This is a genomic window from Duganella sp. 3397 (genome assembly GCF_031456625.1).
GTDB lineage: Bacteria > Pseudomonadota > Gammaproteobacteria > Burkholderiales > Burkholderiaceae_D > Rugamonas > Rugamonas phyllosphaerae.
Genome location: NZ_JAVDVB010000003.1, coordinates 167009 through 180496, shown reverse-complemented (window position 1 = coordinate 180496; position 13488 = coordinate 167009). Strand labels below are relative to the sequence as shown.

The 13488-nt window shown below is 64.1% G+C and carries 10 protein-coding genes; 2 read left to right on the top strand and 8 right to left on the bottom strand.

All coding sequences use genetic code 11. The annotated features are described in order from the left end of the window. Positions 1–16: 16 nt before the first annotated feature. The 6 genes from J2X54_RS09535 to tssF form a co-directional block, all read right to left on the bottom strand. Positions 17–280 (bottom strand): PAAR domain-containing protein, encoded by a 264-nt coding sequence (locus J2X54_RS09535; protein ID WP_310180045.1) that lies wholly within the window; start codon positions 278–280, stop codon positions 17–19. Between the two features lie 22 nt (positions 281–302). Further along, positions 303–1634 carry a hypothetical protein gene (locus tag J2X54_RS09530; protein WP_310180044.1) on the bottom strand — a complete coding sequence of 444 codons (1332 nt, stop codon included), beginning with the start codon at positions 1632–1634 and terminating at the stop codon, positions 303–305. 26 nt (positions 1635–1660) lie between these two features. Further along, on the bottom strand, positions 1661–3781 hold the full coding sequence (locus J2X54_RS09525; protein WP_310180043.1) for a hypothetical protein: 2121 nt from the start codon (positions 3779–3781) through the stop codon (positions 1661–1663). Between the two features lie 17 nt (positions 3782–3798). Continuing rightward, the gene (locus J2X54_RS09520) at positions 3799–6495 is read right to left on the bottom strand and encodes a type VI secretion system Vgr family protein (RefSeq protein WP_310180042.1); all 2697 of its coding nucleotides are present in this window, start codon (positions 6493–6495) and stop codon (positions 3799–3801) included. A gap of 69 nt (positions 6496–6564) precedes the next feature. Beyond that, positions 6565–7611 (bottom strand): type VI secretion system baseplate subunit TssG, encoded by a 1047-nt coding sequence (gene tssG, locus J2X54_RS09515; RefSeq protein ID WP_310180041.1) that lies wholly within the window; start codon positions 7609–7611, stop codon positions 6565–6567. Further along, positions 7575–9371 carry a type VI secretion system baseplate subunit TssF gene (tssF, locus tag J2X54_RS09510; RefSeq protein ID WP_310180039.1) on the bottom strand — a complete coding sequence of 599 codons (1797 nt, stop codon included), beginning with the start codon at positions 9369–9371 and terminating at the stop codon, positions 7575–7577. Before tssF ends, tssG begins: the two co-directional genes overlap by 37 nt. Before the next feature lie 202 nt (positions 9372–9573). Here tssF and J2X54_RS09505 point away from each other — a divergent pair, with 202 nt between their 5' ends. Next, positions 9574–9798, top strand: a complete 225-nt coding sequence (locus tag J2X54_RS09505; RefSeq protein WP_310180037.1) for a hypothetical protein — start codon at positions 9574–9576, stop codon at positions 9796–9798. 20 nt (positions 9799–9818) lie between these two features. On the opposite strand, the gene J2X54_RS09500 is transcribed toward J2X54_RS09505, so the two are convergent. Continuing rightward, positions 9819–10799, bottom strand: a complete 981-nt coding sequence (locus tag J2X54_RS09500; protein WP_070246845.1) for a gamma-glutamyl-gamma-aminobutyrate hydrolase family protein — start codon at positions 10797–10799, stop codon at positions 9819–9821. A gap of 138 nt (positions 10800–10937) precedes the next feature. On the opposite strand from J2X54_RS09500, the gene J2X54_RS09495 reads away from it, so the two are divergent. After that, the gene (locus J2X54_RS09495) at positions 10938–11939 is read left to right on the top strand and encodes a DUF4105 domain-containing protein (protein WP_310180036.1); all 1002 of its coding nucleotides are present in this window, start codon (positions 10938–10940) and stop codon (positions 11937–11939) included. On the opposite strand, the gene J2X54_RS09490 is transcribed toward J2X54_RS09495, so the two are convergent. Further along, the gene (locus J2X54_RS09490) at positions 11911–13467 is read right to left on the bottom strand and encodes an AMP-binding protein (RefSeq protein ID WP_310180035.1); all 1557 of its coding nucleotides are present in this window, start codon (positions 13465–13467) and stop codon (positions 11911–11913) included. The two genes, J2X54_RS09495 and J2X54_RS09490, sit on opposite strands and share 29 nt — an antisense overlap. Positions 13468–13488: the final 21 nt, after the last annotated feature.

The window sequence follows — 13488 nt, the reverse complement described above, 5'->3', positions numbered from 1 at the left end:
TTTATCACTACCCTCGTCATCCGCGCCCGGTGGTTGAAACTGTCGAGATCAGTGTCGCGCCGCAAGTGGTTTTGTGTCCCTCGAACGCGACCGGCACGCCATCGATCCGCACTTTCGGATCGCCCTCGGCGATCTTGCATTGATCATGCCCCTTGATTGGGCAGATGCATTGGTCGCCCTGTCGCGCCACCGCGATGCCCTGCACTTTGCTGTTGGGCGCGGCGGAGATGACTTTGCCGCCGTGGCTGGTTGGGTCGTTGAGACGGATGACGCCTTTCATGGCAGGTTCTCCCTTTGCTCGATTATTTTGAATACCCCTGCGGATAGGCAGGCGCGTCGTCACGCAATCCCCACCAGGGCAAGTAGGCGTCGCTCATGCTGCGGGCGCGGAACCAGGGTTTGCCGGGATCGATAGGACGAACCACTGCGGGCGGCGAGACCACCACGGCCGTTGGCTGCTCGGGATCGGTGGTGCCCGCCACAATAACGTGTTGGCCGAAGTGGTTGGCATAGCCGATGGCGAGCGCGACGTTGGTCAATGCGGAACCGGCGCCCATTTCTCCCAGCAGGGCAGGCGTATTGAACGATTGCTCGAGCAGGTCGAGGTCGGGCACTTCGGTCGTCAGCGTTTGTGCCAGCGGGCCGAGTCGACGCGAGGAGTCGGTGTGGGCATTGTTGGCGTCGTGGATCACGTAGCCGACCTGGTTCGGTTTGATGGTGGCATTGTCGGCCGCTTTGTGTAGCGTTGCCGTCCATGCCCTAACAATGCGCGGCGTATCGCCACCGTCGCCCACCTCCGAGACCTGCGTGGTTTCCGGGCGCGATAGCCAGGCCAGTGCTTTGCGGCCGGTCTTGTAGGTCGGTCCGGCCAATACCAGCACCACAAGGTTCTCGTTGATTTGATGGTCGAGCGGCCGGCTTGGTGCATCCCAGCTCATGGCCCATGCAGTTCTGTCGGGATGGGCTTCGAGGTAATCGATGGCGGCTTTGAGGGAGGTGAAACCGGCGTTGGGGCCGCCTGTAGTGACCTTTACCTCGGGAGGCTCGGGGCGGGTCCATAAGGTTGGGCGATTTGGATTGCCCATCGCGAATGTGTTTTGAAGAATTTTTTGCGTCTCTTTTCTGGCTGCTTCGGCATCGAAATCGCCGGAAGGCAGCGCATATTCGACCCGTATGCCCGCGAGCTCATGCCAGAGTTTTTTACGATTTATACCGTTGACGTTGTAGAAATAGTCGGGGTCGCCATAATAATTGTCGTGTAATAGTCCAATAAGTTCGTATTGATATCGGAGATGATAGCTCAGCTTGGATGTTTCGCCGTGGCTTCCATCCGCAATCAATGAGACATACTTCACTGTGGAATAACTAGACGGTTTCTTGCGTAGCATGTCATCGTCTGCATTTGGCTTGGCTAAACCCATCGTCCACAAGGTCTGCCATTCAGTCGGGTAATCCTTTCGGTGAAGTGGATTTAGCCATATGATTCCTACGACTTGTACACCATGTGTTTTTGTTGGCGTCATATTGAGATTTTCTTTCATTGCCAAATTCTGGGTGAGGGGAGATGAATTTTTGCACCCAGTTAGTAAAGCGACAGATGTTAGAAATGCGTTGCCTAAAATTTTGTTAAACATTTTCTCTCCTTTGTGTTCATGGGGTTCTAGTTGCGTTTATCGATAATTTTATTAGGAATGAGTAAATTATTCTCCGTCCTTTTTATCCATTCGCTCACTGTTAATCGATCTATGCTTCCAGATTTAAAATGCTGCAAATAGACATTGTTTTCTATGCCTTTTAAATCATCTAAATATCGCCAATCTGCAAATTTTAAAAATCCGCTCAGGATTTGTTCCGGTATCTGGCAAACCCCCACCGCAACGTCATAAGCCAACGCCCGCTCCGAATGCATCGGATTGGTAAAAATCGTCGAATGATCAGTCGCTGCCGCATCGACGGTCTCGGCCAGGCTCACCTTGATGCGCTCTGTTCGCCACGCCTTGTACTTCGCGCTCGCCTTGGACGGGTCATCTTCCTCGATCACCTTGGCATCGGCCGCATATAGCTTTTCCCGCTTGGCCCGCAAACGCAGCATGGCGTGCTGTTCGTAGCGCAGCGACGCTTCGTCGCGGTTGTTCCCCATTGCCGCATCGGTGGTGTTGTCCGGCGCTTTGTGGACACTCGCATAAGCGTCGCCAGCTTCACGAGTCCGGTTGCCGTCGCGCGCAGCACCGGGTGGGTCGTACCCCTGGTCGAAGGCATCGCTCACCTGGCCGAAGCGCATGCCTTGCGGCAGGAAGGGCGCGTAGAGTGCAGGCGCATCGGCGCGCACTTGCCAGTCGGCGTCCGGCAAGGCATTGACCCGTTGCCTGGACAGGGCGGTGATCGCCATCCCCAACGGCGCCAGGACGACCGTGAAAAAGCGGCCAAAAAATGATTCGCTCGCTTCCAGCCCCTTCTTGATCGAGTACCGGGCGATCTTCGAGTGCGGCAGCCAGTAGTCGTCGCTGTCGGCCTTCGGGTGGCGCCAGTGGTTGTGCCAGTAGTGGTAAGTTTCCTGCTTGCCCACCTCGAAGCCCTGGGCGAACACGCGCTGCACCAGCACGCCCTGCGCCCTGGTTGCCTTGATCTCGTTGAATGTGTCGCGGTCCGTGAGCCCCAGCCAGCCGATGCCCCGTACCGTCACCGCTGAAATCACCTGGTCATGGGGATTGGCATACAGCGTGACGCGGCCATAGGTGGAGTCTTCGACACCGTATTTTTCGCGGTCGGCCTGCGCAGCGAAACCATTCGCGCGGTTGGCCATGCGGCGGTCGATGCGCTCGGCGGTTTGCATGGCATCGAGACTTTTGCGTGTGCGCACGATGTCGAAGAAGGCGGCCAGCGTGGCGATGCGTGCTGCGTGGGTCTGGCGCCCGGTATTGCCGTCCGGGTCCACCAGGTTGCTTTGGGTCCAGTCCTCGGAGAGGTTGGACTTGACCAGGCTGTAAGGTGGATTGGCCAGCACGTAATTGTCGGCCACGCACGGCCCGCTTTTGCCGTCGCCATCCGTCACCTCGGCCATGCGCTCGCCGAGAAACGCGGCCGCCATGCCGATCATATTGCCCTGGCTGTGGCACACGATGGTGATCGGCACATCGGCCTGCGCCTTGCGGATCGCTTCGACCAGCTTGGCGAGCCGATAGGCTGCCAACACGAAGTAGCCGCGCGCCGGGCACGCGTACACGTCGCGCTCGTTGACCGGGTTGAGGTGCTGCACCTGCATCCACAGGAACAGTTGTTCGGACAGACCTTCGTTCCATAAATCTGGCAGCGCGGTGCAGCCGTTGGCGAACGGGCCGCCGCCCCAATAGTTTTGCTCATTGAGGTAGATCTTGTCGCCGAACAGCTGCAACTCTTCGCCACCAGCCTTGTAACCCCAACGGAAGCGGATCACCGGCGAGCAGGCGTTGCCCATGTCGAAGAAGTTGTTGGAATTGAGTTCGGGATTGATGTAGCCGTCGTCCGTCAATTCCTGCGCATACGTGATCGCTTTCAGCTGCCCCGACGCCGGTCCCGGGTACTTCATCTGCTCACTCCGGCGCGCCAGCCGGGTATTGAGACCTTCGCACAGGCCTTGCTCGCAGGCGTCGTACCATTCGCCGTCGGAGTTGACGCCGTGGACCAGGATGATGATGCCCGGCAGCGGCAAGGCGTGCGGGATGTCGTAGTGGGAGGTGTCGAAATCGGTATGGGCGCAGCCGGTGGCGAAAATCGTGCTGTTGGTGCAGGTTTTCAGAGCCATGTCAGTACCTTGCGCGCTCAATCGCGCGGAATGAAAAAGGTGGCGGTCAGCTGTTGCAGCTGGTCGCCGGTGATGGTCGGGCCTTTGCCGTCGGCGTCGGTGACGCCGGAAACCACTTTGCCATCTTCGGTTGCCACCGACACCTGCACGCCTTCGCATGGCGCGCCGTCGAGTGGACTTACCAGGCGCGGCGTGCGTCCCAGTTCGCCTTGGCCGAAGGTGGGTAGGTCGCCACGCTCGCTGGCCGGGCCGTTCCAGTGGTGGCCATTGGTCTTGACGGTAAGCGTGCCGGGGCCGCCCAGTTCCACGCTGCCGCCCGAGAGCTTGAGGTAGGCGCCGCCCTGGGTCATCAGGGTGATTTCGTCTTGCGCCACGCCGACGATGCGGGTGGCGGAGGTCAGCCGCAGGTCGCGTGCGGCGTCCAGCTGCATCAGGTCGTGCTGGCTTTGCATCCGGTACTTGCCGTGGTGGGCGATCTGGGTGATGCCTTGCTGGTGTGCGAACAGCGAGATGCCCTGGCCGGCGTTGATGGTGCAGCACTTGCCGGCACTGAACTGCAGCTGTTGTTGCGCCACCTGGTCGATATTGCCCACGGCGTAGTGCAGCAGGGTTTTGCGGGTACCGACAGCGATACCGTCGGGCGCGGTAATGGCGATGGTCGCGGCTTCGGCCGGCTTGGCCGCGCTGGCGCTCGATAGCTGTTGCTGCAGTTCGGCCACGCCGGCGGCATCGGTCGCCAGCGCCTGGTGCTGCGCGGCGTAACTGCCCAGGGACTTGAACAGCTCGAGGCAGTCCTGCATCAGGGCCAGGTGTTCTTGCTGGTCCAGCTGCTCGCCGGCGCCATCGAGCCGCTGCCATGCCGAGATCAAGAGCGAACGGGCGGTGCGCAGACTGCCGCTGCCGTCGGTGCGCAATTCGAAGCCGTCGCCGCGCTTGCTCGCGCTGCCGGCCTGGCGCGGTGCGGTCAGGTAGCCGAGGTTCAAGGCGCTGGCTGCATGGTCGCTGGCCAGTTGCGCGCTGATCTCGCCGGTGGTGTCGTCGAAGCGCAACTGGCTTTTGCGTTTGCCCCGAACCTCCTTGCTGCGCATGCCGGACAGGTAGCGGTTACCGGGCAGACCGCCACCTTTACCTAGCTCCGGCGGCACGCCGACGCCGTTGAACAGCTGGCCCACGATCACCGGTCGGTCCGGGTCGCCGCCTAGGAAGTCGATCAGTACTTCGCTGCCCACGCGCGGCAGGGTCAAGCTGCCCGCTTGCTGCCGCGCCGGTCCCGCGCCGGCCCACGAGGTAGCCACGCGTATCCAGGCGCTGTGGATGTCGTCAGCGGCCGAGTCTCGATGGTCCTGCATGCGCGCCGCCGGAAAGCGCACCTTGACCCGGCCCAGCGCATCGCAATGGACTTCCTCGCCGGCCGGGCCCACCACGATGGCGCTTTGCGGCCGCACATTGGGCACGTCGGTGCGTGGATCGTAGGCGGGCACCAGGTGCACATCTTTGCGCACACAGGTAAACCGGTTGCGATAGCGGTCGCCGTGCGCGTGGGCGGCAGCACGCCAGCCGCTCTGCGCGTACAGTCCATCGAGGCGGGCATCGAGCGCTTGCGGAAAATTGTTGCGGGCTTCCACCTCCAGCGCGGTCACCACGAAGGCGCGTTCGGCCTGCGGGTGCTGGTCGATCTCGGGATGGTCGGCCAGGATAAACCATTCGCCGGCGCGCAGATCGCGTACGCCGCTCTCGCCGTGGAAGCACTTGGTCTCAACATCGAGCCGCGCCATGCGCAGCGCGCCCAGCTGGCGCAGGTCGTCGTTGTCGTTGCCGGCGTGCGGTGTCTCGACCAGATAGTCGGCGAGGGTGGCGGCAAAGCAGTTGCCATGGCGGCCCTGGTCAGCCAGCGCCGCGCTGTTCGTCTGCATGAACGCCACGCTGTGCGGACGCTTGTAGTCCCAGCTGAAGCGCATAACGGCGCCTGCGCGCAACTGGCGTGCGGCGGTCCAGACGGTGACGGCGTCGCGCTGCTCGGTGGCGTGGTTGCGGTGGAAGCGGATGGTGCCTGCGCTGCTGGCCGGCAGACGCGCGGCGTCGTCGAACAGCACCAGCTGGTGAACCGGGTGTTCGTCATCGGTGACGCCGGGCCGAACGTACCAGGAGATGCCGCGGCGCTTGAGCAGGCGGCGCACGAACTGCGCGTCCGATTCGTTGTGCTGCATGGTGAATTCGCGCTCGGGACCAGGGCGCTGCGCCAGCGCGGCGTCGATCTCGACCTGGAACGTGGCGGTCATCACCGGGTTGGTCTGGCGCCACTCGGCCAGCAGCGTGGCGACGATCTGCAGCTCGTTCTGCTGGCGGAAGATGCGGGTGTTGGTGCGCTGATCCATCAGCGCCAGGCCATCGCGCAGCACCAGCTGGTAGGTAGCCAGGCCGCCGTCGCTCATGCCGGCATACGCTGCGGCGACGATGCCGCAGACTGTATGCAGGTCGCCGCGATCGGTGACCAGTTGCAGCTCGGCCGGCACGGCGATGAATTGTTTGAGGGAGAGCAGGGCATCGGTGGCCACGCACAGCACCCGGTACTCGATACCGCCGCACACAGTTTCCGTGCCCGAGATGCGATGCGGCAGCAGCAGGTCGTCGCGGATGCCCTCGTCGAAGGCGAGCCGCAGCCGCAGCGGACGGTGGCTGCTCGTGAGCAGCGCTAACGCTGGGTCGGTGGACATGGCGGCTCCTTTGCGGTCGGTCCCCCAGTATTGCTATTCCTGTTGGCAAGTTATTGCGAATGCGCAATTTTATGGAGCGACGCAGGCCGTGCCGGGATGAACGATGTCGTAGCAGAGATCGTCGCTGTCGCCGCTGCGACCGTGCAGGAACAGACCTTGGCCCAGCCCCGCGCTGGCGGGCAGCTGGCAGGGAGCAATGTCGGCAGCCTGCAGGACCAGCCGCACCCGGTAACGGACATTGACGACGCCGAACATGGCCAGGATGTCGGCCAGTTCTTTGGCGTCCATTGTCCCCGGCAGGAATTGCCGGTAGCGGTCGCGCCGCAAGGGACCTAGCCTGATCTCGGCGGCCAGGTCGGCGCGGTGGCAGCGTTCACCGAGCATGGCGCCCTGGCCCAGCGTGCAGTTTTCGACACCGAGGTGCACCCGGTCTTCGCGCAGGTACCAGCCGCCAAGGAGCGGCTGAAACGTCACGGGTACATCGAAATAGACGGCGATTACGGCGATGATGGCCTGCGCCGTGACCGGGCGTTGCCGTAACAGCGCCGCATGGCGGGCCAGCGCCTGTGGCGGCAGCGCAGTGGTGGTGGCCGTGGTTCCAGCCAGCGCCAGTTGCAGCGCCAGGAACTGGTCGTGTCCGGGGGCTTGACTGTCGATGCGGTGCGTTGCCCAGGCCTGGTAGAACTGCATGGTGGCGCGCGTGCCCAGCAAGTCGAGGAAGGCGCCCGGGCCGGCGTCGTGGTGCTGGCGTTCGGCGTCGACGATGGCTTGCGTGTAGTGGGCCGGCAGGGCGCTGCTATTGCCCAGCAGGCCCAATGATGCCGGGACCAGGTGGATTGCTTGCGCCGGATCGTCGGCGAGCAGCTGCAGCAACTGCGCGTCGGTGTGCACTTCGCGGTTGTCGCGGGTGCGGGCCCACAGCGCCGCCAGTTCGCTGGGCGCAAAGCTGCTGGCCGTGCGGCTGTGGAAGTGCAGGCGCGCTGGCGGGTCGGCCACGCCCGCCTGTTCGAGCCAGCGCAGCAGCAGGCGTACGGCCTGCAACAGCTCGAACCGCGTGGGCTCGGCCAGCAGTTGTTCGATCAGGCCAGGGCCAGCTGACCGCTTCGGGGTGGGCATCGCAGCAGCTCCTTTCCCTGCTTCGACAGGACGATCAGGCGGGTGAAGCTGTTGAATTGCACGCTCATGGCCAGCACCTGGTCGATCACCTGGGCGAACAGCGACAGGCCGGCGCCAGCGAACGCGTTGTCGTCCACGGTCAGCACGATGTCGATGCCATATATCAGGCTGCCGCCGCTGGCGTCCTCGCGCCACAGGCTGGCGCTGCGGTGTTGCAGGTCGGTGATGCCGTCGATCTGGCGCTGCGTGATGGCGGTGGCGGCCAGGTCGTGCAGCGCCAGCATCTCCTTGAAGACCGGCAGACCGTCGCGGGTCAGGCCGTGGTGGTTGAGCGTCAGCAGCGACACCAGGCGCCATTGGGTAGCCGGGTTGATGGCAAAGCGGCGCGGGCGGCTTGGTCGGCGCAGCAGCAGTATCGGCACGTCGCTGGCCGGTCCCTCGTGGTGCAGGTCGCCGCCTGGTTTGCCGAACGCCAGCCGGCACGCTGTTTCGCCATTGGTGCAGGTAAGGTCGATGGATACCGAGGCGCTGGTGGCATGCAAGGGCTGCATGGTGCTGTCGATGAAGGCGATCGTGATGTCGTGGCCGGGTGCGGAAATGGCCAGCGCTTCGTCGCGGCGAATGCTCCAGTAACGGTCGCCGGCTTCGCCATGGCGCATGCTGTACAGCGGCTGGAAGTCGAGCACGCGGCTGCCGGCGCCGTCGTGGCGCAGCATGCTGACCTGGTCCACGCTGAAGACCTGGCAGGTGTGGGCGCGCGGATGTTCGACCATCAGCGCATATTCCGCACGGGTGTGGTCGAGTTCAATCGGGCGGGCCGGGTGGCGGAACAGGTTGACCACTGGCGCGCAGCCGGTCAGCAAATGCTTAGCCGTGAGCTGCTTCAGTTGCGCCATGTGCTGGTCGCGGTTGGCGTAGTCCAGCACCAGGTGCACGGTGAAGCAGTGGCAGCCTGGCGGCAGTGCGGCCACGATGGCGCCCAGGTCGAGATCGACGAAGTTGAATTTTTCGGGGAAGCAGAAGTACTCGGTCAGCAGGCGGTAGGCCGAGGGGTGGCTGCTAGCGGAAAGCAGCGCCTGTTCCGGCTGGAAGCCTACCGCGCGCAGCGGTGGCTGCGCCAGCAGCGACCACTGGCCGTCGTCGCTCTCCAGCAGCGCGCAGACAGTGTGCAGGTACAGCGCGTCACGCAGCACGGCGGCCAGGCCGGCGTCGGCGTTGAGGTAGAGGCGCAGTGTGTTGGCGGTGTCGGCGGCGGTCGCAGTGAGCGCGATGCTGATGGCCGGCCCCGCATTGGCAGGCAGGAGCAGTGTGCGCGGTACATCAAGCACGGCTTGCAGGCGAACGCTGGTGATCGTCGCAGCTTGCAGCACCAGGTCGTCGGTGGTGGTGAATTTGCACAGCACGCCCTGGTGTTCGGCGGCGCTCATGACGGTGCCGCGCGGGATCACGGCGGTGTGGTCAAGCGGATCTTCCGTGGCGGCGTGGATGATCGAGCACGATGGAAAGGGGCGCAGGTAGTGCGGAAAGTTATTCTGCAAAACCGCTTCGATGAACTGCACGTGCGAGTCATCAAGGCGCTTGGCGGTGCGCGCGTTGAGCAGGGCGCAAGCCTGTACCAGGCGTTCCACGTGCGGGTCTTGGCAGCCTTCGCCAGTCATGCCGAGGCGGCCCGCCACAGCAGGGTAGCGCACGCAAAAATCAGCGGCCAGCGCGTGGAAGAGCGCCAGCTCCGCTTCGTAATATTTCAGCAGGTCTTTCATTGTCGTCCCGGTCACCATGGCCGCGTTGGCGAACGGCCATTATTGAGGGGCGCGACAATTTAATGCTGATTTGCAACAACGAGAAGTCAATCTCACCCGCGGTGCTTCCAACTTCGCGGAACTGTTGTGAAAGAACGCGGTCTCGCAAGCATGGAAGTCGTTTATGACCCGGAAAAGGCGAATGCCAGGGAGGTTAAATATTATGTCGAAGCAAAAAATTAAAGATGCAGACTCGAGCGTCGTTTCGACAGGCGATGCCAAATTCAGGCGGGCTCAGCCAGAGCGAAGCATTGTTCCTGCACTGATCATTCCCTCAGCCGCCGAGGATCGCTTGATCACCGCCGCCGCGCTCAGTGATCCCGACGCGCTGCCAATGACCAACGCGCAACTGCGTCAGTTGCGGCCAGCGCGTCCGCTACCAAAGTAGCGACATCTAAGACCAACCGATCAGAATCGCGTCTCGCGCGCCACCCGTAAAAACTGGTCGAGGATGCCCGTGCAGTCGAGCAGTTCCACGCCGCCGGCGCGGTGGAATTCCGGGTGCCATTGCAGACCCATCACGAATGGCGCCTTGCGGTAGCGGATCGCTTCCACCATGTTGTCGGGCACCGACAGCGCTTCCACCATCATGTCGCGCCCCAGGGTTTTGACCGCCTGGTGGTGGATCGAGTTGACCGTGCCGCTGGCCTGGCCCTTGAACATCCGTGACAGCGACGATCCGGCGGGGAAGGTGATGTCGTGGCGGTTGCGATCGTAGTCGTCGTTGACGTGTGCCAGCGAATCGGGTACGTCGGACGCGATGTCCTGGTACAGCGTACCGCCAAAGGCCACGTTGATCAGCTGGCAGCCACGGCAGATACCCAGCACCGGTTTACCCGCTTCCACGAATTCGTGCAGCAGTTCCAGTTCGTACATGTCGCGCGCGCGATCGCCGCTCCATTCCGGGCGGGTGGGGGTTTCGGCATAGCTTTGCGGCGAGACGTCGGCGCCGCCTTGCAGCACCAGGCCGTCGAGATGGCGCGCGTAGTCGCGCAGGCGGATGTTGGACGGGTGCAGCAGGCCGTCGGTGTTCACGGTGGGGATCATGAAGACCAGTACGTCGCGCGACATCACCCACTGGGCGATCGACTCTTCGAGGTATTGCAGGTTCTTGCTGCGCAGGCCGGTAGAGCCGGCTTCGGGATGGAAGATGCGTGCCGAGATGCCGATGTGCAGCGGGCGCTGCACGATGTGGCGCGTGACCGAGGCGGCCACGCGCCGGTAGCGGGCCATCAGCACCCGGCCCCACAAGCTGAACACGGTGTCGCCGGGGTCGAGGTAGCGCGGTGTTGCGGTATTGGTCCTGCTGTCGTTGCGCGCTGGCCGGCGTTCTTGATCAGAGGCGCGACGGTGCGGGGTGCTGTCCTTGTCGTCAGGGCCGTCAGTCATGCTGTTCCTCATTTACTGTAGACGTGTTGTCAGTGTGCCACAAGCCAGCGTCGGAAGTCGCCCGGTTCACAATTCCTTACATGTCAGCCGGTATCAAACGGAAAGCCCGGCCCGCCTTGCCGGCCCTATAATCGGGCCATGAGAAAAATATGGAAAACCATCGGCCGCGTGGTCGCCTCGATTGCGATCGGCGTGGCCACTGCCTGGGGCGCGCTGGCGTTGTGGTTCCAGCCGCCGTTCCAGGTGGAGGCGCTGCGCGTGCCGGCCATGGGCTTATGGGTGTCGATCGCGCCGGTCACGCTGTTCTGGTGGTGGCGTCTGCACCGCGCGCGCGTGCTGCTGCCGTGGGGCGCTGCCATGGCGGCGCTGCTGGTGTGGTGGGGCACGCTGCAGCCGAGCCACGATCGGGTGTGGGCCGACGATGTCGCGCGCATGGTGACCGGCGAGGTGCAGGGCAGCGTGGTCACGCTCGACCAGGTGCGCAATTTCGACTGGCGCAGCGACGACGACTATACGCAGCGCTGGGAGCGCCGCAGCTACGACCTCGATCAACTGCGTTCGGTGGACGTGGCGCTGTCGTACTGGATGGGTCCCGCGATCGCCCACACGCTGGTGTCGTTCGGCTTTGCCGACGGCCGCTACCTGACATTCTCGATCGAGATCCGCAAGGAGCGCGGCGAAAGTTTCGACGCCGTCGCCGGCTTCTTCAAGCGCTACGAGACGGTGCTGATCGCCGCCGACGAGCGCGACATCCTGCGCGTGCGCACCAATGCGCGCGGCGAGGATATGTATTTATATCGTTTGAACATTCCGCAGAAAACCATGCGTTCGCTGTTCCTGGCGTACCTGGACGAAGGCGCGCAGCTCAAGCGCACACCGCGCTTCTACAACACGCTCACCGCCAACTGCACCACCATCGTGTTCGAGATGGCGCGGCGGATCGACACTGCGCTGCCGCTAGACTGGCGCCTGCTGGCCTCGGGCTACCTGGACCGTTACCTGTTCGACCTGGGCGCGCTGGCCGGCCCGCAAAATTTCGACACGCTGCGCCAGGCCGCCCACATCACCGCGCGCGCGAAAGCGGCAGACCAGGCGCCCGACTACTCGGCCGCTATCCGCCGGCCGCCAGCTTCGCCTTGAGGATCTTGCCGGTGGCCGCCGCCGGCAGCGCATCCATCACGATGATCTCGGCCGGTCGTTTATAGGGCGCCAGGTGCTGCGCCAGCCAGGCATCCAGCGCTTCCAGCGTGACCGGATGGCGCGCATCAAGTTCAATATACGCCACCACGTCCTCGTCGCCCTGTGCGCCGGGGCGTCCCACCACCGCCGATTGGGTTACGCCCGGATGGGCGTTCAGTACCGTTTCGACTTCGAGCGGATAGACGTTGAAGCCGGCGCGGATAATCAATTCCTTGCTGCGGCCGACGATGAACAGTGCGCCATCGGCATCACTGCGGGCCAGGTCGCCGGTATCGAACCAGCCGCCGTCGCGCATGCATGCCGCCGTCAGCTGCGCCTCGCGGTAGTAGCCAAGCATGACGTTCGGGCCGCGCACCCACAGCTGGCCATCGACACCGGGCGCCACCTGTTCGCCGTGCGCATCGACCACGCGCGCCTGCACGCCCGGAATCGGCTGGCCCACCGAGTTGTCGCTGCGCGGCTGGTCGAGGCGGGTCTGGCTGACGGTGGGCGCCGTCTCGGTCAGGCCGTAGCCGTTATGCAGCGGCACGCCAAGCACCCGCTCCACGCGCGCCTTGAGGCTGGGCGAGAGCGGTGACCCGCCGGCGTAGGCGAAGCGCAACTGGTTCGGCAGGGGCGCATCCACGCTGCCCAGCTTTTCCAGCAGCTTGGCGTACATGGCCGGCACGCCCTGGAGAATGGTCAGTTGGCGATCATGCAGCGCGGCCAGCAGCGCCTCGGGCGTGAACCGCGGGCACAGGTAGAGACAGGCGCCGGCGTACAGGGTCCCGAGCATGACCGATGTCAGGCCATAGACGTGCGTGATCGGCAGGACGCCGTACGCACGGTCCGATGGGACCAGGCCGCGCAGCCGGCTCGAGACGGCGGCGACGAACAGCAGGTTGCGGTGGCTGAGCATCACGCCCTTGGGCGCGCCGGTGGCGCTGGTCGTGCCGGTGGTGTACACCAGCGCCGCCACCTGGTGTTCGGATGCCGCGTGCACGGGCTCCGGTACGCGGCCGGTATGCAGGGCGCCGAGCATCCAGGCGCCGAACGGCGAATCGGCCACCGGGGCCGCGTGGCGCAAACCGTGCGCGGCGGTGTCAGGGAAGGCCGCGCCGCCGGGTGCGCTGGTGTAGATTACGCGGCGCGCGCCACAGTGATCGCGGATCTGGTCCACCTCGTGCGCAGACAGGCGTCCATTGACATGGACGATCCAGGCGTCGAGATCGGTGGCGGCAAACGTGAGCGCCACCTGCGCTGCGCAGTTTTCGCCGACCACCATCAGGCGGTCGCCGGGGCGCAGATCCAGTGCACGCAAGGTGGCGGCCGTTTCGTCGATGGCCGCGGCCAGCTGGGCGTAGGTCCAATGGCGGCTGCCGTCGTGCAGGGCGGGGGCGTGGGGCGTGTCGTGCGACCAGCGGCGCACGATGGCGCCGAGCCGCGCGGGCAGCGCGGCCAGCAGGCTGTGGGAATTGAAGTCGTTCATGGTGCCGGCAGCGTCGGTGGC